The sequence below is a fragment of the Acetobacter thailandicus genome (assembly GCF_011516655.1).
In the GTDB taxonomy this organism is placed as follows: domain Bacteria; phylum Pseudomonadota; class Alphaproteobacteria; order Acetobacterales; family Acetobacteraceae; genus Acetobacter; species Acetobacter thailandicus.
In genome coordinates, this window is record NZ_WOSV01000002.1 from 151,495 (window position 1) to 174,148 (window position 22,654).

The 22,654-nt window shown below is 50.8% G+C and carries 19 protein-coding genes; 7 read left to right on the top strand and 12 right to left on the bottom strand.

What is annotated here, in order from left to right:
* The first annotated feature begins 58 nt into the window (after positions 1-58).
* Positions 59-934 (top strand): NAD(P)-dependent oxidoreductase, encoded by an 876-nt coding sequence (locus tag GOB58_RS03345; protein ID WP_086554920.1) that lies wholly within the window; start codon positions 59-61, stop codon positions 932-934.
* 22 nt (positions 935-956) lie between these two features.
* Here GOB58_RS03345 and GOB58_RS03350 read toward each other — a convergent pair whose 3' ends face one another.
* A complete protein-coding gene (locus GOB58_RS03350) occupies positions 957-1,718 on the bottom strand; it encodes a squalene/phytoene synthase family protein (protein WP_173559348.1) in 762 nt (253 codons plus the stop codon).
* 245 nt (positions 1,719-1,963) lie between these two features.
* Here GOB58_RS03350 and GOB58_RS03355 point away from each other — a divergent pair, with 245 nt between their 5' ends.
* From GOB58_RS03355 to GOB58_RS03380, 6 genes are all read left to right on the top strand, one after another.
* Positions 1,964-2,572, top strand: coding sequence for a superoxide dismutase (locus GOB58_RS03355; protein WP_086554918.1), 609 nt, complete (start codon positions 1,964-1,966; stop codon positions 2,570-2,572).
* A 131-nt stretch (positions 2,573-2,703) separates the two neighbouring features.
* A complete protein-coding gene (locus tag GOB58_RS03360; protein ID WP_086554917.1) occupies positions 2,704-3,597 on the top strand; it encodes an MIP/aquaporin family protein in 894 nt (297 codons plus the stop codon).
* A 495-nt stretch (positions 3,598-4,092) separates the two neighbouring features.
* Positions 4,093-4,833: a YoaK family protein gene (locus GOB58_RS03365; protein ID WP_086635559.1), complete on the top strand. Its 741-nt coding sequence runs from the start codon at positions 4,093-4,095 to the stop codon at positions 4,831-4,833.
* A gap of 86 nt (positions 4,834-4,919) precedes the next feature.
* On the top strand, positions 4,920-6,053 hold the full coding sequence (locus GOB58_RS03370) for a cupin domain-containing protein (protein ID WP_086554915.1): 1,134 nt from the start codon (positions 4,920-4,922) through the stop codon (positions 6,051-6,053).
* 268 nt (positions 6,054-6,321) lie between these two features.
* Positions 6,322-8,928: an ATP-dependent chaperone ClpB gene (gene clpB / locus GOB58_RS03375; protein ID WP_086554914.1), complete on the top strand. Its 2,607-nt coding sequence runs from the start codon at positions 6,322-6,324 to the stop codon at positions 8,926-8,928.
* Between the two features lie 88 nt (positions 8,929-9,016).
* The gene (locus GOB58_RS03380; RefSeq protein WP_173559349.1) at positions 9,017-9,649 is read left to right on the top strand and encodes an NUDIX hydrolase; all 633 of its coding nucleotides are present in this window, start codon (positions 9,017-9,019) and stop codon (positions 9,647-9,649) included.
* Here the strand turns inward: GOB58_RS03380 and GOB58_RS03385 are convergent.
* The 11 genes from GOB58_RS03385 to GOB58_RS03435 form a co-directional block, all read right to left on the bottom strand.
* Complete coding sequence (locus GOB58_RS03385) at positions 9,646-10,368, bottom strand: ketopantoate reductase family protein (protein ID WP_173559350.1); 723 nt, start codon at positions 10,366-10,368, stop codon at positions 9,646-9,648. The genes GOB58_RS03380 and GOB58_RS03385 overlap by 4 nt on opposite strands.
* The gene (locus tag GOB58_RS03390; protein ID WP_173559351.1) at positions 10,293-10,556 is read right to left on the bottom strand and encodes a ketopantoate reductase family protein; all 264 of its coding nucleotides are present in this window, start codon (positions 10,554-10,556) and stop codon (positions 10,293-10,295) included. Before GOB58_RS03390 ends, GOB58_RS03385 begins: the two co-directional genes overlap by 76 nt.
* Positions 10,557-10,570: 14 nt before the next feature.
* Positions 10,571-11,884: a GTPase HflX gene (gene hflX, locus GOB58_RS03395; protein ID WP_233127709.1), complete on the bottom strand. Its 1,314-nt coding sequence runs from the start codon at positions 11,882-11,884 to the stop codon at positions 10,571-10,573.
* A complete protein-coding gene (gene hfq, locus GOB58_RS03400; protein WP_086554910.1) occupies positions 11,868-12,152 on the bottom strand; it encodes an RNA chaperone Hfq in 285 nt (94 codons plus the stop codon). The genes hflX and hfq overlap by 17 nt, the downstream gene beginning before the upstream one ends.
* Before the next feature lie 65 nt (positions 12,153-12,217).
* Positions 12,218-13,609 carry a nitrogen assimilation response regulator NtrX gene (ntrX, locus tag GOB58_RS03405; protein ID WP_086554909.1) on the bottom strand — a complete coding sequence of 464 codons (1,392 nt, stop codon included), beginning with the start codon at positions 13,607-13,609 and terminating at the stop codon, positions 12,218-12,220.
* A complete protein-coding gene (locus tag GOB58_RS03410; RefSeq protein WP_173559353.1) occupies positions 13,599-15,869 on the bottom strand; it encodes a sensor histidine kinase NtrY-like in 2,271 nt (756 codons plus the stop codon). Before GOB58_RS03410 ends, ntrX begins: the two co-directional genes overlap by 11 nt.
* 9 nt (positions 15,870-15,878) lie before the next feature.
* Positions 15,879-17,303 carry a sigma-54-dependent transcriptional regulator gene (locus tag GOB58_RS03415; RefSeq protein WP_173559354.1) on the bottom strand — a complete coding sequence of 475 codons (1,425 nt, stop codon included), beginning with the start codon at positions 17,301-17,303 and terminating at the stop codon, positions 15,879-15,881.
* Positions 17,304-17,357: 54 nt separating this feature from the next.
* The gene (locus GOB58_RS03420) at positions 17,358-18,455 is read right to left on the bottom strand and encodes a two-component system sensor histidine kinase NtrB (protein WP_173559355.1); all 1,098 of its coding nucleotides are present in this window, start codon (positions 18,453-18,455) and stop codon (positions 17,358-17,360) included.
* A gap of 26 nt (positions 18,456-18,481) precedes the next feature.
* Positions 18,482-19,525 (bottom strand): tRNA dihydrouridine synthase DusB, encoded by a 1,044-nt coding sequence (dusB, locus tag GOB58_RS03425; RefSeq protein WP_173559356.1) that lies wholly within the window; start codon positions 19,523-19,525, stop codon positions 18,482-18,484.
* Between the two features lie 59 nt (positions 19,526-19,584).
* Positions 19,585-20,742 carry a bifunctional 2-C-methyl-D-erythritol 4-phosphate cytidylyltransferase/2-C-methyl-D-erythritol 2,4-cyclodiphosphate synthase gene (locus tag GOB58_RS03430; RefSeq protein ID WP_173559357.1) on the bottom strand — a complete coding sequence of 386 codons (1,158 nt, stop codon included), beginning with the start codon at positions 20,740-20,742 and terminating at the stop codon, positions 19,585-19,587.
* Between the two features lie 79 nt (positions 20,743-20,821).
* Positions 20,822-22,360: a carbohydrate porin gene (locus GOB58_RS03435; protein WP_212337472.1), complete on the bottom strand. Its 1,539-nt coding sequence runs from the start codon at positions 22,358-22,360 to the stop codon at positions 20,822-20,824.
* Positions 22,361-22,654: the final 294 nt, after the last annotated feature.

The window sequence follows — 22,654 nt, forward strand, 5'->3', positions numbered from 1 at the left end:
TACCGGCGCATATTACCATAATGCTCGTGAAGACATATAAAGATAAGGAACACAGCGCATGGCACACTCTCAGACTATTGGGTTCATTGGCTTTGGTGCAATGGCCTGCCGTATGGCTGCTCACCTTAAGCAGGCCGGATATGGCATTATTGCCTACACGCCCTCTGGCAAAGGGGGCGATGGCTCAGTCTCATTTTTACCTGCTCCGGCAGACGTCGCCCGTAACGCTGACATCGTTTTAGTGTGCGTACCTGACGATGAGGCTCTTGCCGCCTCTATGTATGGAGAAAACGGGGCACTCAGCGGTATTAAAAAAGGGGCATTACTGCTTAACACGAGTTCTGTCTCTCCCGAAGCGACAACCAGATTGTACGAATCTGGCCAGGCGAGTGGCGCGGTTGTCATAGACTGCCCGGTTTCAGGCAGCACACCCGAGGCTGATAAAGGCGCACTTGTTGTTCTTGCCGGTGGCACAGACGAAGAACTGGCTCGTGCGAAACCAGTTTTTGACATCATTGGTAAAATTACGATCCATGCCGGCCCCGCCGGCAGTGGTGCGCGCCTCAAACTCGTCATTAACGCCATTATGGGTGCAGGCCTTGCTGCCGTTGCAGAGGGTATTGCTTATGGGCTGGCAGCAGGCCTTGACCGGTCGATGCTGTTTGACGCGCTTGATAATGTGGCCGTTATTTCGCCACACCACAAACGCAAAATCCTCGCAGCCAAAAATGGTGACTTCTCACCTCAGTTCCCTGCCCGCCTGATGCAGAAGGATATGCGCCTGTTTGTGGATGCCGCTGCACGCGAGGCTGTGCCTGTGCCAACACTGGCAGCTGTTACGCAACAGCTCTCACTGACAAAACGCGCTTCGCCTGATTCAGACTATTCTGCTCTGATCGGCATTATGGAGCATATGACGGCCAATGATGCCTGAACGGCATTAATAATCCTGCTGGTCAGGTTTTGTTGCCTGACCAGCGTGTTTTCAGGCCGGCTGCAATAACGGCGCATTTATCCCCAAGGCCTCTGGGGCGGCCGGCCTGAGTACTATCACGCTGCAGGTCACGACGCGACAGCACGGCTGGCAATGCAGCCTTTGCCGCAAGCGACCCCCTCGCAATTTTCTGCTCTGCCTCAGCCAGAAACACGAGGCCTGCCTGCCTGAGCCCATCAGCCTCACCAGGAAAAAGATAACGCCCGCCCGCCTTTTGCAGCACCGGCCAGTGGCGCAGCATTGCCCCTGCACCATAAGCTGCACCACATGCGGCAAGACCGTCGAGCGTCTCTGCATCTGTAATGCCCAGCGCCTCACCCACCGCGCGCTGAAGACCACCACTGCCTTTGAGCATCATCGCAGCCCAGGATGACGGATCCCCTTCTGCCGACAGTTCACTTTCCCTTGCCTCCAGAAGATCCGTAACTGTTTCGGTGCGAAATTTTTTTGCCTGCAGGGCACTGAGCAACAGCGTAGCCAGTTCGTGCTCAGGCGGACGGGTGCCCTCAAGCACGTCGCGCCACCACTGCAACCTGATATAGGCCGCCATCGGGCCTGCAATCGTAGCTGAACGACCAGGCACAAGGGCTCTGGTTATTTCGTCATGAAACGCAAGGAGCAAAAAAATATTCTGCCGGGCAGGTTCCGGCAAAAAACTTGCACATAAGGCACGATCCGGGTCAGCTTTAAAAACGTATTTTTCAAAAGTCTGAACACCCTGCATAGATCGCACACCACGCTTTGTGACCGGTACAGGTCATTATGAAAAGATAATAAATAATATTCGACAACGCTGTGTGACATACGCTGAAACGAATGAAAATGCCGTATTTAGCATAAGCACAACTGTGTGAGGCAGGGTTCTGAGGGGCACACTAACCAGGACTGTCCCTTGACGTGTCAGCCTCAGCTTCATAGCTCTGTAGTCACGGCACTCCGCCGTCCTTCATTTTGACGGAGTATAAAATAATGGCTTTCGAACTGCCAGCTCTTCCTTATTCCCCAAATGCGCTTGCTGCTCGCGGCATGTGCCAGGAAACGCTTGAACTGCATCATGGCAAGCACCACCAGGCATATGTAACAGCTCTCAACAACTTTGTTGAAGCCAAGCCTGAACTTAAAGGCAAGTCTCTGGATGAAATCATCCTGGCTGTTAAAGGCGATGCCGCACAGGCTCCTGTATTTAACAATGCTGGTCAGCACTGGAACCACATCCTGTTCTGGCAGAACCTTTCTCCTGCCGGCGGCAAAGTACCTGCAAAACTGGCTGCTAAAATTGCCAGCGACTTTGGCAGCGACGAAGCTTTCCGTGAGCAGTTCAAACAGGCTGCTATTTCTCAGTTCGGTTCTGGCTGGGCATGGCTTGTTCTGGGTAAAGACGGCAAACTGGCTGTAACCAAAACAGCTAACGGCTCAAACCCTCTGGCCGAAGGCCACGGTAAAGTACTGCTGGGTCTCGACGTATGGGAGCACGCTTACTACCTCGACTTCCGCAATCGTCGTCCTGACTACATCACAAACTTCCTCGACAAACTTGCTAACTATGAGTTTGCTGAAGCACAGCTGAACGCTGCGTAAAATACAGAGGAGCTTCCTTTAAACGGGAGCTCCGCTGCACCTGCCTCCGTAAAGTCAATACTTCACCAGCCGTTCACCGGGCCTGTGCAGAACCGTTGTAAAACAGTTTTTCAAAAGGAACCCCTGGTACTGTGTCTGTTCTGCATTTTAAAAAACATACTGAAGATCGTCCTCTGGCCGGGCAGCCACGCCCTGACCGCCCCCTGCACTGGAAGCTTTATGGATGTGAAAGCCTCGCCACTGCGGTTCTGATCATCTGCGGTGTTGTCTCTAATACGCTCCTTCTCTCGACACATATTCCCCTTGGCCAGCATCTGGCCAGCCATGCCGTATTGCAAACAGCATTATGCGGACTGTGTTTTGGCCTTTCAGGTGGCATTGCAGCTTATACGCGCTTTGGCAAAGTCAGTGGTGCACACCTTAACCCTTCTGTTTCGCTCGCGTTTTACATGTATGGCCGCCTCACATGGATCGACACACTGGGTTATATTCTGGCGCAGCTTATCGGGGCCTGTTTGGGCATTGCGCTGCTTATGGGAGCCGGCGCGCTGTTTCCCTTCTGGGACAGAGCGATGGCAAGTGTTAGCTTTGCTGCTACAATGCCTAACCCTGATGTCTCGCTTTTATGGCCCTTTATGTCAGAATTTGGCACAACCTTTTTACTGGTCATTATGATCATCTGGCTTCTGGGGCACCCGGCTCTTAAATATTTCTCACCATGGGCTGCCGGTTTTTTCTTTTTATTTATGAACCCGGTTACCGCCTGGCTCTCTGGCAACAGTACGAACCTTGCCAGAAGTTTCGCGCCAGCTCTGGCCTCCGGGCAATGGCATCATTTCTGGATCTATCTGACCGCCCCTTTTATCGGTGCAATCTGCGCGATGCTGCTGATACGTATTGATCTGTTTGGCAAAATACATCTGGCAGAAGCACGCCTGGTCAATTTTGGGCATCACGGCCGGGTACCCAGATTTTCAGACCCTGAGCATAAATCTCCGCCACCTGTTACCCAGCCCCCGGGTTAAGATACAGTGCTTTTCACATTACGGCTGAACAGTTAAAAAAATCACTGAGAATATGATCTGACGCATAAGGCACCTGACAGAAGGGAAGTTTATCTGCTCCCCTCAGGTGCCGCTTTTATATCGTGCTGACCTGAAAAATTTCACCAGAAAAAAATAGTGCGCTTATAGCTCACCAAACCAGTTTTTTCTCGCATAAATTGTTAGAAGCCGCTTCGTATGACAGCACCAGAAAACACCACTTATGTTAAGAAAATCCATGATGAGTGTCATCAGCTCTGGCAGTGACACTATACCACTCTGCAACATTCCCCTTTAAGAAACCCCTTATAAATTCATAAAAAATACACTCTGATTATCTGACATTACAAAGATTTTTATGACAAAATATAATCAGGCTTTCAATAAACAAACATTTTCAGTAGTGTAAGATTCTCCGCAACCAAACAATTACATCGTGCGGCTGATTATCTTCATGGCCTTTTCTGGAGCACTGATATGATTGCCGCCTCCTCTCAGGAAACGTTAAGAAAAAACCAATATCCACTCATGGAAGACAGAGGGATAGGCTTTATACTCGCATTCTGCGCAGGTCTGATGAATGCCTGGACTTTTTACCATGCACAGACCTTTGCTACCGTGCAGTCGGGTAACGTCGTGCAGGTTGGGTATCGCCTGGTACAGGGTGACTGGTCTGCCTTCTGGTTTGCCTTTGGCTCTGTTATTGCTTTTGGTCTCGGCTCCGCCTTCTGTGGTGTTGTCATGACGACACTTCTTTCAAAAGGGCGTAACTTCACAATCATTGTACTATGGTGTGAGTGCCTGGGGCTGGCACTGATCAGCGCCACAGCTTTTTATGGTATTGTTCGCCCTGAAGTGCTGGCACTGGCTATCAGCTTTGTTGCCGGTATGCAGGGCAATGCTTTTCATAAAGATCATGGCATGCTCTACGGCAACGTCGCAGTTACCTTTGTTGTGCAGATGGCCTTTAATTTTCTGGCACAAAGTTTTTTCAAAAAAGACGGCATCAACGGTGAATCCAACCTGATGTGGTCAGGCATTTTCTTTTTTGTTTTATTAGGATTTGCCTCCGGAGGTGCTTTAGGTTTCTACATCGATAAAATAGTTAAAGATAATGCTTCTTTAATTATCGCAACGTTTTCTCTTCTTTTAGTTGCTCTCATAGCAAAAAATCGTCGGAAAACTTCAGATCCAACGTCAGGGGCCACGTTCGTATAAATAATCAGGCCTCTTTTTCCTGTCATTTCTCACCTGAAAACAGGTCTGTAACCCCGTTACAGGTCACATCGTAAAGGATTATCTTCATGACAGAACTCAAACAACCAGTCAGAGGTTCTAAAGGCGCTGATATTGCAGGCCCGCGCAACCCGGAAGTTGAACTTCAGAACCCGGATATTTTCCTGCCACCTGCGACCGATAACGGAGGCCTGCCCAACCTGAAATTCCCCTTCGCGATGGCACATAACCGCCTTGAAGATGGCGGATGGGCACGTGAAGTCACATGCCGTGAAATGGGTGCTCTTAAAGAGCTGGCTATCGTCAACATGCGCCTCCCCCCCGGCGTTGTACGCGAAATGCACTGGCATAAAGAAGCTGAGTGGGCTTATGTGCTGAAAGGTAAAGTGCGTTTTTACCTGATTGATGACCAGCGTCAGACACTGATTGAAGATCTTGAACCCGGAGATCTGTGGTTTGCACCGGCTGGCTTCCCTCACGCTATTCAGGGGCTGGAAGAAGGCACAGAGTTCGTTCTTGTTTTCAATGATGGCAATTTCTCCGAAAACCAGACACTGCTTGTTACCGAGCTGTTTGCTCACATTCCCCGCGAGGTACTGGCGAAAAACTTTGGCCTGCCAGAAGCCGCATTTAACAATATTCCTGCCAGCGAAAAATATATTTTTCGTCAGCCTGTTCCCCCGCCGCTTGAGCAGGTGCGTAAAGAACTGGGCGCCGTAACCTATACTGATAAATATGTTTTCCGTGCCTCTCAGGTGCCACCGACTGCCTATCCGGGTGGCGCAACACAGGTTGTCGACTCACGCAATTTCGATGTTACCAGCCTCGCTGCACTTTTCATTGATCTCGATCCTGGCGCTCTGCGCGAGGTTCACTGGCACCCCGATGCTGACGAGCTGCAATATTATATCAGTGGCAAAGCGCGCATGACGGTATTTGATGCGGTTAATAATGCCCGGACCTTTGACTTCGTCCCTGGTGATGTCGGGTATGTGCCAAGAACATTAGCGCATTATATTGAAAATATTGGCGATGAGCCTCTGCGCGTCATCAATGTCTTTCACACTGATAAATATAAAGATATTTCGCTCAATAACTGGCTGGCTCTGACCCCGCCTCACCTGGTTAAGGGGCATCTTAACGTTGATGATAACTTCATTAAAAACCTCAGGCAAACGCGCCAGCCCGTTGTTAAAAAATAATATTTTTTAACGCATTAATACTGCCATCCTCCAGCCTATATAGCAGGGTGGCAGTATTAAATAATTTCACTCAACACATTAATATCAATCAGTTTCATATTTTTTAACATAAATGCCTAAAATATTAACATTTTGTTCTTACAGCTCTTGATTGTTGAAATGAGGGTGCCAATCTCTGAGCATGGGTGAAGCATTCATCCCCTCACTGCCTTACCGGGGTGAGAAACGGCCTTTAGTTGCCTGAGATAAGAGGGACAAGAGGAATATTATGGATATTGCAAAATTTACTGAACGGTCAAAAGGCTTTTTACAGGCTGCACAGACCATTGCTCTGCGTGATTTTAACCAGCAGCTGACTCCTGAGCATCTGCTCAAAGCAATGCTTGACGACGACGAAGGGGCAGCTTCTGCCCTTATCCGCGCTGCTGGCGGCAACCCTGAACAGATTAAAGCCTCGAACACCGAAGCCCTGGCAAAATTGCCTCGTGTAGAAGGTGGTGGGGCTGGTCAGCCACAGGCCACGCCTGACCTGATTCGCCTCCTTGATGACGCTGAACAGGCTGCTGCAAAAGCAGGTGACTCCTTCGTTGCCCAGGACCGGCTCCTTGTCAGCATTGCCGCATCGAATACAGCCGCAGGCAGGGCTTTGCAAAAACACGGCGCCTCTGCCTCTGCGCTTGAAAGTGCCGTCGCGGCAATCCGCAAAGGGCGCACCGTAACCAGCGAAAATGCTGAAGCCGGCTTTGATGCGCTTAAAAAATACGCACGTGACGTCACTGCTGTTGCACAGGCAGGCAAACTCGACCCGGTTATTGGTCGTGATGAAGAAATTCGTCGCGCCATTCAGGTTCTGGCCCGCCGCAGCAAAAACAATCCGGTTCTGATCGGTGAGCCAGGCGTTGGTAAAACAGCTATTGTAGAAGGGCTTGCCCAGCGTATCGTCAATGGTGACGTGCCTGAAGCCCTTAAAAACAAAAAGCTGCTTTCGCTTGATCTCGGCGCTCTGGTTGCCGGCGCAAAATTTCGTGGTGAATTTGAAGAGCGCCTTAAAGCTGTACTGAAAGAAATTGAAAGTGCCGAAGGCGAGGTTATCCTCTTCATCGACGAAATGCATACTCTCGTTGGCGCCGGGCGGACCGATGGCGCAATGGATGCCTCGAACCTGATCAAACCTGAGCTGGCTCGTGGCACGCTGCATTGTATCGGCGCGACAACACTGGATGAATATCGCAAATATATTGAGAAAGATGCAGCACTTGCCCGCCGCTTCCAGCCGGTTTTTGTGGGCGAGCCATCAGTGGCTGATACCATCTCTATTCTGCGTGGTATTAAAGAGAAATACGAACTCCATCACGGTGTAAGGATAACCGATGGGGCTATTGTTTCTGCCGCAACGCTGTCAAACCGCTATATTACTGACCGTTTTCTGCCAGATAAAGCAATCGACCTGATTGATGAAGCTGCCAGCCGTCTGCGGATGCAGATTGACAGCAAACCTGAGAAACTTGACGAACTCGACCGTCGTATCATCCAGCTCAAAATTGAGCGGGAAGCTTTGCGTAAAGAGGATGATACAGCCAGCAAAGAGCGTCTTGAAGCTGTTGAACTGGAGCTGACTGAACTTGAAGAGCAGTCAGATGCCATGAGCGCCACCTGGCATGCAGAAAAAGAACGTGTTCAGGCTGTGCAGAAGCTGCAGGAGCAGCTTGACCAGGCACGCTCTGACGTTGAGGTCGCACAGCGCACAGGCAACCTCGGCAAAGCTTCTGAGCTGATGTATGGTGTCATCCCTGACCTTCAGGCAAAAATTGCCACAGCCCAGCAGGAAGAAGCCGAAAGCAGCAAAAGCGATCTCGTCTCGCAGGCTGTTACTGACCAGAGCGTGGCGGCTGTTGTCTCGCGCTGGACTGGCGTGCCTGTCGACCGCATGCTTGAAGGTGAACGTGCCAAATTGCTGCGTATGGAAGATGAACTGCGCCGTTCTGTTATCGGTCAGGAAGCCGCTCTCAAAGCTGTTTCTGATGCCGTACGGCGTGCTCGTGCAGGCCTGCAGGACCCTAATCGCCCTATCGGTTCGTTTTTGTTCCTTGGGCCAACCGGTGTAGGCAAAACCGAGCTTTCAAAAGCTCTGGCACGCTTCCTCTTTGATGATGAAAAAGCTCTGCTTCGCATTGATATGAGCGAATTCATGGAAAAGCATGCTGTCTCACGTCTGGTCGGTGCCCCTCCGGGATATATCGGCTATGAGGAAGGTGGTGTGCTGACAGAAGCTGTGCGCCGCAGACCTTACCAGGTTATTCTGTTCGACGAAGTTGAAAAAGCTCATCAGGATGTCTTTAACATTCTGCTGCAGGTGCTTGACGACGGCCGCCTGACAGATGGTCAGGGACGCACAGTTGATTTCCGCAATACAATTATCATTCTGACAAGCAATCTCGGGTCTGAACTGCTGGCAAACCAGCCAGATGGTGAATCAACTGACCTTGTTCATGCCAGCGTGATGAAGATTGTACGCGATCACTTCCGCCCTGAGTTCCTCAACCGTCTGGATGAGATTATTCTGTTCTCACGTCTGCAAAAAGCAGACATGGCTCAGATCGTTGATATCCAGATTGCACGCCTGCAAAAGCTGCTTGATGACCGCAAAATAACGCTGTCTCTTGATAATCTGGCTCATGCCTGGCTGGCTAACGAAGGGTATGACCCGGTCTATGGTGCACGTCCGCTTAAACGGGTTGTGCAGCGCAGCCTGCAAAACCCTCTGGCTGAGCTTTTACTTCAGGGTAGCATTCATGACGGGCAGACTATTCCTGTCTCAGCGAATGGTGACAGCCTGCTGATAAACCATGAGAGTGCGACAAAGATTGACGCATAATCCGGCGGCTTTGATATAAGTCTGCGACGGGGGAGTGAAAGCTCCCCCGTTTTTTTATATAAATCAGCCAGCAAAAGGAGAATAAACAATGACTGAACCGGCATGGCTTCTCTGGGCGCGTGATATTCAGGCTATTTCTCAGACAGGCCTCACTTATGCCAAAGACCCGTTTGACCGCGAGCGATATGAAACCTTACGTAAGCTTGCCGCACATATCATGGCCACAGGCTGTGATGACTCTGAAGTAAAGATCGCCTCTCTTTTTGCAGGTCAGCAGGGTTATGCCACGCCTAAACTCGAAGTGCGGGCGGGTATTTTTGATGAGCAGGGGCGTATACTGATGGTACGCGAAATTCTCGATAAAAACCGCTGGACTATTCCCGGAGGCTGGGCCGACACAAACTACACACCTGCTCAGAATGCCGCAAAAGAGGTCTTTGAAGAAACAGGTTATGAGGTCAGAATAACCAGACTGGTTATGGCACTCGACCGCAGTACGCAGCAGCATATGCCACCTGAGCCCTTCAGTGTTACCAAACTTTTTTTTCTGGGAGAAATTACCGGAGGCCAGCCTGCAACCAGCATAGAAACCAGTGAAATACGCTTTTTTGCACAAAACGAAATTCCGGCAAATTTGTCTGAAGGACGTGTCCTGCCAGGACAGATTAATAAACTCTTCCGCTTTCATACCTGCCCGGATCTGCCGGCAGAATTTGACTAAACCAGTTTTTCCTGAGCCAGCCGTTTTTCAATCATTCTGATAATAACAAGAAGTGTAAAATTAACCGGTACAGCAATACCATACTCACCGGCTTTTCTCACAATATAGCCATTAATAAACTCAATTTCGGTCGCCCGCCCTTTCATAACATCCTGTGCAGCTGAAGATTTCTGCGTGGGCATATGCTGTATAATCTGGTGGAGCCTCTGCGTCATATCCGCAGGGAGTGTCACTCCGCAGGCCTGGGCAACAACACGGCATTCTTCCAGAACCATCTGAATTACAGCACCCGCACCATCTGTTTCCCCAAAAGCCGCATAAGGCATCAGGGTAATGGCCGAAAGGGCATTATATACGCAGTTTACTGTCAGCTTTTCCCATAATACTGATGGTATATCCTGCGATATCTCAGCCTTCAGGGGGGCTGCACGGTTTAAGGCCGCAGCTGCCAGCCTGCTCCCCTTGCCGCTTCCCAGCATAATATGATGACCACCACGGTGCACAACGTGGCCAGGTTCAACCCTGTCAACAGCAATATAAAGTGCAGAGGGTAAAACCTCGCAGCCAGTCAGCTCACTCAGCTGCGCTGCAGTATCGACACCATTCTGCATACTCAGAATAACAGTATCCTTGCCGAGCAGGCTCAGCACCAGCGGTGCAGCAGCTGCATTATCTCCGACCTTAACACTGACCAGACCAGATCGGCTACAGGAAGGCACTGACTGTCAGAAACCGCTTTAAGCCGGATAGTGTGTTTTTTACCACCCTCTTCCAGCAAGATACCACGAGCCTGAATAAGAGCAGCCTGTGCAGGTCGGGTGACCAGCGTCACATCATAGCCTGCCCGCGCCAGGAGGGCACCGCTATAACATCCTACCGCCCCGGCACCGACAACAGCTATTCTCACTTTTGACGATCCGGCTACGGCACTTCAGCCAGAATGTGACGAAACTGCATTTCAAAACGTGCGCGATCCTGTGGCTGTAAACGTACGGTCAGTGTCATACGTTCCTCACCATCTTCACGTTCTGTGACCTCTCCATGCTGATACAACCAGGCAGAGGCAGCACCTTCAGCCAGAGGGATCTCATAACGCACGAGGATCATAGCCGTTGTGATATGCCTGTCGATCAGAGCCATCAGCTGTGGCAGGCCATCACCCGTTATGGCTGAAATCGCAACCGTCTCTTCTGTTTCAGGAAAAGCCTCGGGCCCACCCATAAGGTCGGCTTTGTTCATCACCTCGATAGTACGATTGCTCCAGTCGGGCTCTATCATCCCACTCTGGGCCATACCATTAAGTACGCCATAAACGTCTTTTTTCTGAGCAGAGCTGTCCGGATGGGCGATATCACGTACGTGCAAAATAATATCAGCTTCAGACACTTCTTCCAGCGTTGCGCGAAAGGCAGCTATCAGCTCGGTCGGAAGATCGCTAATGAAGCCCACCGTGTCAGACAGGATAACACGCCGGCCAGACGGCAGGGTAATCGCCCGCATCGTCGGGTCGAGCGTTGCAAACAACTGGTCCTGAGCATAAACAGCGGCGCCGGTCAGGGCATTAAACAATGTCGATTTACCGGCGTTCGTATATCCGACAAGAGCCACAACAGGAAATGGCACTCTCTTGCGGGCCTGCCGGTGCAGCCCCCGGGTGCGGCGTACCTGCTCGAGTTCTTTTTTTAGCCTGACGATCCGGTCACCGATCATACGACGATCAGCTTCAACCTGTGTCTCACCAGGGCCACCGAGAAAGCCAAACCCACCACGCTGACGTTCAAGGTGAGTCCATAACCTGACAAGACGTGAGCGCTGGTATTCAAGGTGCGCCAGCTCGACCTGAAGCGTCCCCTCCTTTGTTGCAGCCCTCGCACCAAAAATATCAAGAATCAGACCAGTACGGTCAATAACTTTACAGCCACATTCACGCTCAAGGTTACGCTGCTGCCCTGGTGTGAGACGGGCATCAATAACCACAACATCAATACGGTCAGCCTTAACTGCCTCTTTCAGAGATTCAACCTGACCAACACCCAGGAGAGTCGCTGCTCTGCGGGTGCGCAGCAGTAAAACTGCCTGCCTTACAATAACCAGGTTAATAGAAGCAGCTAACCCCACAGCCTCATCGAGACGTGCTTCAGCGGCTCTGACGTCCTGCTCCTGAGTGGCACGCAGCCAGGGCAGAATAACAGCGCCGCGTACGGCTGCGGGTTTTGTTTCAGAGGAAGTCGTCACGCAAAAACATTTCTTTATCAGAGGATACGGGTTCTTCTGCCGTTTCAAAAACATTCACCGGCACAGAGGGCATAACTGTGCTGATCGCATGTTTATAGATCAGCTGTGTCTGATCATCACGCTTCAGAAGAACTGTTGTTTCGTCAAACCATGTAATATTACCCTGAAGTTTGACACCATTCACCAGAAAGATTGTCACAGAGGCGCGTGAACGCCTTATCTGACTTAAAAAAGCATCCTGCACATTGCAGCCAGTTTCTTTTTCCATTTTCAGAGGCCCTGTTCTCTTTTTTTATTATAACCCTGGAAACATTTTCTTTATCATGACAGCTCTCATGCTGATCCACGATCTTCTGATGTTACACCAAGTTGTTTCAGTTTGCGATGTAAAGCACTACGCTCCATCCCAACAAAAATCGCTGTACGACTAATATTTCCCCCAAAACGAAGTAACTGCGCCTGCAGGTACTGTGTCTCGAACATATCACGCGCCTCACGTAACGGCAGGCTCATGACATCTGCTGAGGCATCGAATTTTAGCAAAGCCGGCGCCCCCTCCCCCACCGTTGAGGGAAGCATTTCTGCACGGATAGGCTCTGTCGTATTTCCCGGCAGCATGATCAGCACACGCTCCATCAGATTGCGCAGCTCACGAATATTGCCCGGCCACTCATAAGCCTGCAAAGCAGCTACAGCATCGGCAGAAAGCTCACGCTGAGGCAGCCCTGCAAGCTCTGCAGCCCTGTGCAGAAAAAGCATCGCCAGACCAGGAATATCATCCCGTCGCTCACGCAGGGCCGGCATGCGCAAAGGCACAACAGCCAGACGATAATACAGGTCCTCACGAAAACGCCCGGCTGTAATGCCGGCCTGGAGGTCACGGTTCGTCGTAGCGAGAACACGAATATCAACTTTCACCCGGGTGGAACCGCCAACCCGTTCAAAAGTCTGATCCTGCAAGGCTCTGACAATTTTACCCTGTGTTTCGAGCGGCATATCTGCCACCTCGTCAAGCAGCAGAGTACCGCCATGTGCGCGCTCAAGGACACCGATACGCCGACCGGTACCATCGGCTGCGCCTTCTATGCCAAACAGCTCGCCCTCAAAACGTTCGGGCGCCATAGTCGCGCAGTTAAGCACAATAAACGGACCATCAGCACGCCGGGAACGGGCGTGGATCATACGCGCGGCAACCTCTTTGCCCGCACCTGGGGCGCCCGTAATCAACACTCTGGAGCCTGTAGGCGCAACACGCTCAATCTGACTTCTGATAGCCGCGATCAGAACGCTGTTGCCAAATAACTCAGCTTCCTGCCCTGCACGCAAACGAAGCTCTTCATTCTCTTTGGTAAGACGTGCAGCCTCGATAGCCCGCCGGACAACAACCAGAAGACGATCAGCCTGAAAAGGTTTTTCTATAAAATCGTAAGCACCATGCTGAAGAGCTGCAACGGCTGTCTCAATGGTGCCATGACCAGAAATCATAATAACCGGCACTGAAGAATCTTCGGCCTGTAAGAGACTGAGAATGCCCAGCCCGTCGAGTTTTGACCCCTGCAACCACACATCCAGAATAACCAGAGCTGGCCTGCGGCTACGAAAAGCCTGAATGGCAGCATCAGAATTACCTGCGACCCGGGTTGTGTACCCTTCATCTTCAAGAATCCCCTCCACCAGCATTCTGATATCGGGTTCGTCATCAACAATCAGGATTTCATGAGCCATAAGAATCTTTCACCGGTAAAATCAGAGTAGCCACAGTTCCTCTTCCCTCTGCTCGGTCCTGAAGGTGTATAAGACCTCCATGATCTTCCATAATTTTCTTGACTATTGCCAGCCCCAGCCCTGTCCCTTTGGCCTTATGAGTTACATAAGGTTCAGTCAGACGGTCCCTGTCGCCGGAGGGAAGTCCCGCACCATTATCTATCACTAAAATCTCAACCGTTTCTGCTTTCATTTCGATAGCAATACATATCTCACCTGCTCCACCTTCGTCTTCTTCATTATTATCAACATCGCCTTGTTTTGGCGTCATGGCAATGGCATCTGCCGCATTCTGTAAAAGGTTAATCAAAGCCTGGCTGATCAGACGGCGGTCACAGCGCACAACCGGCCCCCGCTCAGGCAAAGTGACATTGTAGGTGATTTCTACATGTGCATTACGCTGAAGAATCAAAACCTCACGGATAATACGCGACAAATCCTCATCACGCATGGCTGGCTGCGGCATACGTGCAAATGCCGAGAACTCATCCACCATCCGCCCGATATCACCGACCTGACGCACTATAGTGTCAGCACATTGCGCAAATGTCTCCGGGTCAGATGTAATTTCTTTCAGAAAACGACGCTTAAGTCGTTCAGCTGCGAGCTGAATAGGAGTCAGGGGATTCTTGATTTCATGGGCGATACGCCTTGCGACATCCGCCCAGGCGGCTTTACGTTGTGCCTGCTGAAGCGCTGTAATGTCATCAAACGTAATAACGTAACCCTCTGCCACCTGATCACGCATCTCGGCGCCAACCCGTACAAGTAATGTACGCCTTTTAGCGGGCGGCCCGATTTGCAGCTCACGTGTAATAACATTTTCTGTCGTGCTGCCCACTTCTGATAAAATCTCAGAAAATTCAGGCACACGGAGCGAAAGCGGCTCTCCGATCGCATTCATCATATCTGTTTCAAGCAACAGGCTGGCCGCACGGTTAGGCAGCTCAATACGCTGTTCAACATCAAGGCCGATCACCCCGGCTGACACACCGGACAAAACGGCTTCAGTAAAGCGGCGTCGCTCATTAATCTGACCATAAGCTACCATAAGTTCAGCACGCTGACTGGCCAGCTGCTCTGTCATGCGGTTAAACGCACGTGAAAGGCTGCTGACCTCATCATCACGGTCTGCCTCAGGCACATGTACGGCAAGATCTCCTTCACTGATCCTTCTCGCGGCAAGAATCAGTAAACTCAGTGGCCGGGCAATCTGATTCGCCAGAGCCAGGCCGATCAGGGCCGCAGCAGCCAGGACAAGTAATGCAACGAGGGCAAAAATCAGAATAAATGTCAGCTGAATTTTGGCTTTATTGGCATTAAGACGTCTGTAGTCAGCCAGCACCCCTTCTGTCCGGTGCATATGCTCAAGAATACTCGGATCCACCAGGCGGGTAATAACAAGCATCAGAGCGGGTGTCTGCGAAAGTTCAACCACAGCTCTGACTGTTCGCTGGTCAGGTGAATCGAGAATAGCCACATCACTGGTCCGCGCCATCGCTGTCGCAGCTGGCGGAGGAAGGTCTTTCTGGTATCCTGTGCGGCTCATCAGCCCGCCTGCCGCCACAACCTTATTCGTAATCGGGTCATAAACCAGTGCTTCAGTCAAACCACGAATTGTGGCCTGACTATCAAGCATCTCACTCAGTTCGCTGCTATTTTGCAAAAGGTTCATACCATTTGCAGTCAGCTCATTTTGTGCGCTGGTAATATAGTTTGCCAGAGAAAATGCATCGGTGCGGATATTGGCATTATGTTCTTTAAGGTAGCCCCGCGAGACTTCGAGTGCCTCATTCAGTGCTGTATTTACACGGTCGGAAAACCAGATCTGAATACCAAAATGAAAAAATAAAGTTGCAAAAATCCCGACAACCAGTGTTGGTGCAACAGCAACAATACCAAATAACGTTACAAGCCTGACATGCAGGCGCGCTCCTGCCAGCCCTTTGCGATGTTCCATCAGCATGGGGCCGGCACGCATCAGTAAAGCCGCCAGTAGCAGACATAAAACAAAAGCGTTGAGAATAACGACAAGCGGCTCAATGACCATATAGTGCCCAAGGGACATGCCCGCAGACAGCACCACAAATGTCGCAAGCCCCAGGACAAGAGCCAGAGCTGCAAGCGTCAGAGCAACGCTTTTCCGTTCAAGAGAGCGCAAAAGCCATATGAGGCGCGTTTTAAGCAGCCATTCATGACAATGAGAGAGCCACTGTTTCATCAGAGAGTATCAGCCCGGAAACCGGATAACAGGGATTTCAAGCTCTCGTATTTTTTTACGCAGTGTATTGCGGTTAAGCCCCAGCATTGTAGCAGCCTTTATCTGATTACCGCGCGTTTCGGCTAATGTCAGCTGAATAAGAGGTTTCTCTACCTCTGAAATAACCCGCGCATATAAGTCATTCACAGGCACTCCCTCCCGTTCAGCTTTCAGATAATGCAGGATATAACCTGAAATGACATCTGAAAATGACCCATTATCATCAGATGCATTTATTTCGTCCCCCGTATTATTCAGCGTTTCTGAAAGTGCTGCTTCAACAATATCGCGGGTAATCATATCATCCGGGTAAAGTGTCAGAATACGGCGGACAACATTTTCAAGCTCACGCACGTTACCAGGCCAGTGTAACCCCTGCAAACACGCAAGCGCCTGCGTATCGAGTTCAGACGACTGGTTTTCTGACTGATAACGGGCAAAGAAATACGCCACAAGCGATGCTATATCTTCAGCCCGTTCACGCAACGGCGGCAAATAAACAGGAACGACATTAAGCCTGTAATATAAATCCTCACGAAACAGGCCGCTTCGCACAGCCTGACGCAGATCATAACGCGTAGCTGTAATAACCTGAGTATATCCCGCGGCATGGGATAAACCCGCTGCCGATGCGGCTTCCTGCTCATGCAAAAACTGTAAAAGACCAAGCTGAAACTCTGAAGGAATTTCACTGACTTCATCAACAAATAAGGTGCCGCCCGTTGCCTGTTTCAGGCAGTCACGCCAGTCGCCATCCTCACTTTTGCAGAGCTCTGAGCTTCCGGCTAAAGATAAGACTGTTTTATTAACCGTGACAAACGGCTTATCTCTGCGCGCACTGTTATCATGCATCAGGCGTGCCAGAAGTGCCTTACCTGTGCCGCTTTCACCCGTGATAACAACAGGCAGACCTGACATTTTAAGCCGGCTTATCATCTGACGCACATTTTTGATGGCTGCAGATTCTCCAACCAGTCTCTGTTCGGGCAGATTATCGCCAGAAGACACATCACCCGCTGATAATGCCGGAGATAAAAGTGCCGACCTGACTGCCTTAAGCATATGCTCAAGATCAAAAGGCTTAACAAGATAATCAGCTACACCACATTGTGCCATCTGCACGGCTGTCATTGCCGACTGGCTTGAGCCTATAGCAATAAGCGGCAGATCAGGGCGAGCGGCCCTGATACGCTTCAGAAGCGTCAGATCACTCGCGTCAGGCAAAGTCACATCAGCGATAACAAGATCACCCTCTCCGTCCTCTGCCCACTGCAGAACAAGAGTTGCATCAGAGGAAAACTGCACCTGATATCCGGCCCGACCCAGAGCCTGCCCCAGAACGGTACGAACTGAGCTGTTATCATCTGCAATAAGAATGGTGGGAAGAGAAGGCATAAAAGTTCAGACACTCAGTATTTTATATTTTCATCGTCACGATAGCAAAAAAAACTACTTTTGCGACTCTGAAGCTGCAGGCAGGTAGATTTTAATTTTTGTGAAGTTATGACGACTTTCTACGTCTATCATGCCCCCGTGATCATCTGTGACCTTACTGGCATAGGCCAGATGTAAGCCGTAATCACCCGCCTCTTTATCTGAAAATGGTTCAAATAAATGGTTGCGCGTTGTCTCGCAAACGCCGGCTCCCGTATCACACACACTCACCACCAGGGGCAAATGCCGCCAGCGCGACGTGCCGGGCAAAATACGTCCGACCCCGGGCTCATAGCGTGTCTCGAAAATAATTTTTCCGGCACCCTTATTGCGCCTGACAGACTCAGCAGCATTTTTTAAAAGATTCAGAAACATCCGTTCAAACTGATCACGACTTCCCCAGACATAAGGCAAAGACGGGTCATAATGCTCTGAGATTATAATTTCAGCCGCAAAATCTTTCACTGCCAGCTGTCGCACATGTTCAAGAATACGATGTACATTAACAAGCCGGTATTCAGATGATGTTTCAGTAAATGCCGACAAACGCTCGACAAGAGCGTCAATCCGGTCAACATCATCGCAAATCAGCTTTGTCAGCTTCACATCTGTTGCAGCAACATTTTCTGACAAAAGCTGGGCTGCTCCTCTAATCCCGGAAAGAGGATTACGTACCTCCTGCACCAGCACATCTGCCAGACCCGAAATACTACGGGCGGCCGAGCGCAAAAGCGTTTGCTGATCGAGATTCCTCACCATCGGAGACGTATGAAACGTCAGCACTACCGCCCCCTCACGGTCGGGCACATCCGAAGCAAATACTGTAACGCCTTCATAATGAAAACGGTGAGAATGAAAGGTCAGGTCATACTCTGTAATTCTGCAATGCTCTCTGCGTAACGCTGCAACGAGTTCTAACAGAGGATGATCCTGCCCTGTCAGCTCCTGCAGCGTCCGCTGACAAAGCTGACGACGCGAGGTTGCAAAAAACTCTTCTGCTGCTGCGTTAGCAAACGTTATCTCGTTCTCTGCTCCCACCTCAAGCAAAGGAACGGGCATAACATCAAGAAGATAGGCAGCTTCAGCAGGCGTTCTGATCTGGTCTCCGGCCATTCCCGTTCACACAGCCTGCATCATGCTTATGCAGCACATGTGGTTACCTCTGCATGACGTGAGCTTCTCGGCTCCCGGACAGCATTAGTGTCAATCATATGATCATAAAATTCAGTAATCATACGAATAGCTTCAGGTGCATTATCCACACGGTTAAATGCTGCTCTGAACCCGGCAGAGTGTCGCAGACCTGCAGAATACCAGGAGACATGTTTGCGCGCGAGCCTGAGCCCGGGACGCTCACCAAAATGCTCAAGCATCATATTGTAATGCTGAAGGACAATAGCTTTTTCCGCCGGCAATGTCGGGTCCGCAACCTCCTGCCCGTAACGCAGAGAGTGCGCCACCTGCGCCAGGAACCACGGGCGGCCATAACAGCCACGACCGATCATCACACCATCTGCGCCTGACTGAGCCATAGCTTCGCGGGCATCATCAGATGTCAGAATATCACCATTAACAATAACCGGGAGTGTAACAGCCTCTTTAACTTTACGCACAAAAGCCCAGTCTGCGGTCCCATTGTAAAACTGCTGACGTGTGCGGCCATGCACGGTCAGCATTCTGATACCTGCTTCCTGAGCGATACGACCCAGAACGGGAGCATTGAGACTCTGATGATCCCAGCCCATACGCATCTTCAGGGTTACGGGCACATTAACAGCTTTAACTGTTGCCTCAAGCAGACGCGCCGCCCCTGCCTCATCACGCATCAGCGCTGAGCCAGCCATCTGCCCGACAGCAACCTTTTTTACCGGGCAGCCAAAGTTAATATCAATCAGATCAGCGCCACGGCCTACAGCAATACGAGCGGCCTCGGCCATAGCAACGGGGTCACACCCGGCAAGCTGCACAGCATTAGGACCGCCTGATTCAACAACCTCTGCCATACGCAGTGTATTGTCATTCTCACGCACCATTGCCCACGAGGCAATCATTTCAGAAACAACCAGCCCTGCCCCAAGCTGACGGGCCAGCTTACGAAACGGCAGATCTGTCACACCAGACATAGGCGCCAGAATAACCGGCGTCTCAATAAGGACACCACCAAGATCAATAGGACGTAACATCGGACTGCTGCCTTGCAAACTTAGTCTACCACCGGCCTCAGGGGCCAGCCTAACACATCTTATTCGGGAATAAGAACAGAAACCGCCGCGGTGCAGGCAATACCTTCTTCACGACCGGTAAAACCCAGACGTTCAGATGTGGTTGCCTTAACTGATATGCGGCTGACTTCAACCTCAAGGAGTTCTGCCAGCCTGGCCCTCATAGCCTCAGCATGCGGGCCAATTTTCGGGCGCTCACAAATGAGTGTCAGGTCAACATTGACCAGCCTGCCGCCACGATCGCGGATACGCTGCCCTGCATGAATTAAAAAGCGTGCACTGTCAGCATCTTTCCACTCATTCTGCGAAGGTGGGAAATGACGACCAATATCACCCTCAGCCAGGGCACCATAAATAGCATCACACAAAGCATGAATGCCCACATCAGCATCTGAATGGCCAGCAAGACCTTTCGTATGTGGCACAGTAATACCACACAGGATAAGAGGCCGACCCTCTTCAAAAGCATGCACATCGTAACCCATGCCCACACGCGGCAGAAGGGTCTGGCCTACCAGTCGTTCAAGACGCATGAGATCATCCTTATATGTCAGCTTGATATTATCTTCATCACCGCGCACCAGAGCAACCTTCAGGCCGGCATCTTCAAGCAGCCTGGCATCATCGGTAGCATCTGTTCCGGCTGCGGCACGGTGCAGATCGAGAAACGTTTCGAAATGAAAGCCCTGCGGGGTCTGAGCACGAAATAAATGCTCCCGCGGCACGGTGTCTGCAATCAGACCGCCATGCTCGCGCTTCAGCGTGTCGGCAACAGGCACGGCAGGTATTGCACCGGGTTTATCAGCCAGCGCCTGCACAACAGTATGAATAAGTGTCTCTGTAACGTAAGGACGGGCCCCGTCATGAACCAGCACGACATCAGGACGCTGCTCTGCCGGGAGAGCGGCAAGAGCCTCAAGACCAGCACGAACGCTGGCCTGCCGGGTTGCGCCACCATCAACAGGAGGGAGAACATCAAGCTCGTCGAGCACTTCGCTCAGCCGGGCTTTGTCACCCACAGGCAGAAGGCAGTGCACATGAGGCAACAATGCCCTGGCGGCATGCCAGATGACCGGAGCACCGGCCAGCTGAACATACTGCTTAGGCGTTTCGGACCCGCCTGAAGCGGTATAGCGGCTGCCGGAACCGGCAGCGAGGAGAATAGCAGCAATACGCATGATGGCGAGGAATGCGGCCTGAAATGTTCCACGTCAAGAAAGAAAATAACATACCGCACCCCCGCCAGGCCTCTGCCCCTCAGAGAGCGAGGGTCATAGCCAGAGATAAAACTGCAGCATCTTTGTAGCGTGTGGAGCCACCGAGATGATTCACATACTGAAAATCAGGCTGCAGGTTAAACCCGGTCAGGACATGGAAAGTATAAAACGCTTCATAAATCGTCTCATGCCCCTGGATGCCGTAGGGAGCGCCAAAATTCCAGCCAGGCAGCGCCTGACCGGCTGCAGCTGCTGCCTCCTGAGCGCGGATAGCTGAGCGGCTGAATGAGGCCCACTGCACATTAATACCCCAGCTATCAAGCGGCCTGTGCCAGTACCAGCCAGTATCAAGAATAGCACCGACAAGATGATTATTAATCTGAGAGGTTTTACCACTGGCCCAGTTATAATAACCAGCCAGAACCAGACCATTCGAATCACCCTTGCCATGACGCAGCAGCATCTGGTCAGCCATAACCCAGATTGATTCCTGACGACCATGAAAGTTCTGCGTCGGGGCGCCGAGGTTAGTACCTTTTGTATAACCTTCATAAAGGCGCTCATAGCGGGAGGTATCATACATACCGCCAACCTTGTAATGGCCGATCAGATGATTACGGCCAAACTCAGGAATCCAGCCCACTTCATATTCGGTGCTGACCTGTGAAATCCCACTCTGTGCCCATGACCAGCCGGAAATGCCACCGTTATAGCTATGAGGAGAAACCGCAAAAGCGCCACCCATAATATAAACATCAGGGCGTGGCATATAACGAACAACACCGCCGGCATTACCTGAAGGCCAGTCACGGCCACCGTTCAGATATTTACCTGGTGTTACGTTACCGCACAGCCAGACGTTCATAAAGCTACAGACCCATGGAGAGTTGTTAAAGAACGTGCCTGGTGGAATCCAGCCGACAGAAACATCAAGGCGGTTCTCAAGCATCGATTTTTCAAAATAAGCCCAGACCAGATGCGCAACAACGTTACCACGTGCGCCATAAATCTGCTGCACCTGGTTACCATTATCCCCCATCAGGCGACTGAGATTCTGCCCGTTACCATTCACAACCAGCATGTGCAGCCACAGGTCACGGGACCATTCACCGGCATTGAGCAATTTTTCAAATTGCAGATCAAGCGTAGAACCAACCTGCCCGGCAAGAGTATGTGACTGACGTTTACCACCGACAGGGTTACCGGAAATGCCTTCATAAATATTCACGGCAAAGTAAATACCATGCTTTTGCAGCCAGGGCTGCGCGCCCCACCAGTCACCAAAGGCATGAGTTGTGCCGTAAGGCGCACCAAAAGAAGGAGGACCATAAGGTGAACGCAAAAAGCCAGGAATCGTTGGTTTGAGACGAAACTCGCCCAAAGCATATTTCTGTGCCTCGTCGGGTTTCACCGTCTGATCGACAACCTTCTTACTGACAATGGAGGAGTTTGTGGCAGGGGTACCACCCGCATCAGGAAGGGCATCGGCAGCATATGAAGATGAAACGGCAAACAACGACAACGTAAAAATTACGTATGTAACACAACGCGAAAAAGAAACTGACAGACGGGGGAACAAAAGAAACCTCTTTTCGTTGAAAATTTGAAAAAAACTCAAAAACGCGTTGCTATGTATGACCATCAGAAACTGATCGTCTTATAACTGAGAGAACCAGCACTCAGCCCTGCTACATACTCAGACCTCCGACTTAGGTGAGATAAGAACAAACATGCCTTCTGAAGAAAAGAAGGCACAGTAAAAACAAGAACATCCGCAGCCGGAGCCGCGGGAAAACCAGCTTTTACTTACCAGGCCACTACAGTTCTGCCTGAAATAAAAACAACCATAAAAAGCCTCTTTTTTTTATTTTTT

Coding starts and splice junctions, on each gene's coding strand:
- GOB58_RS03345 (WP_086554920.1), top strand. CDS start 59: ATGGCACACTCTCAGACTATTGGGTTCATTGGCTTTGGTGCAATGGCC.
- GOB58_RS03350 (WP_173559348.1), bottom strand. CDS start 1,718: ATGCAGGGTGTTCAGACTTTTGAAAAATACGTTTTTAAAGCTGACCCG.
- GOB58_RS03355 (WP_086554918.1), top strand. CDS start 1,964: ATGGCTTTCGAACTGCCAGCTCTTCCTTATTCCCCAAATGCGCTTGCT.
- GOB58_RS03365 (WP_086635559.1), top strand. CDS start 4,093: ATGATTGCCGCCTCCTCTCAGGAAACGTTAAGAAAAAACCAATATCCA.
- GOB58_RS03370 (WP_086554915.1), top strand. CDS start 4,920: ATGACAGAACTCAAACAACCAGTCAGAGGTTCTAAAGGCGCTGATATT.
- clpB (WP_086554914.1), top strand. CDS start 6,322: ATGGATATTGCAAAATTTACTGAACGGTCAAAAGGCTTTTTACAGGCT.
- GOB58_RS03380 (WP_173559349.1), top strand. CDS start 9,017: ATGACTGAACCGGCATGGCTTCTCTGGGCGCGTGATATTCAGGCTATT.
- hfq (WP_086554910.1), bottom strand. CDS start 12,152: ATGGAAAAAGAAACTGGCTGCAATGTGCAGGATGCTTTTTTAAGTCAG.
- ntrX (WP_086554909.1), bottom strand. CDS start 13,609: ATGGCTCATGAAATCCTGATTGTTGATGACGAACCCGATATCAGAATG.
- GOB58_RS03410 (WP_173559353.1), bottom strand. CDS start 15,869: ATGAAACAGTGGCTCTCTCATTGTCATGAATGGCTGCTTAAAACGCGC.
- GOB58_RS03415 (WP_173559354.1), bottom strand. CDS start 17,303: ATGCCTTCTCTTCCCACCATTCTTATTGCAGATGATAACAGCTCAGTT.
- GOB58_RS03420 (WP_173559355.1), bottom strand. CDS start 18,455: ATGGCCGGAGACCAGATCAGAACGCCTGCTGAAGCTGCCTATCTTCTT.
- dusB (WP_173559356.1), bottom strand. CDS start 19,525: ATGTTACGTCCTATTGATCTTGGTGGTGTCCTTATTGAGACGCCGGTT.
- GOB58_RS03430 (WP_173559357.1), bottom strand. CDS start 20,742: ATGCGTATTGCTGCTATTCTCCTCGCTGCCGGTTCCGGCAGCCGCTAT.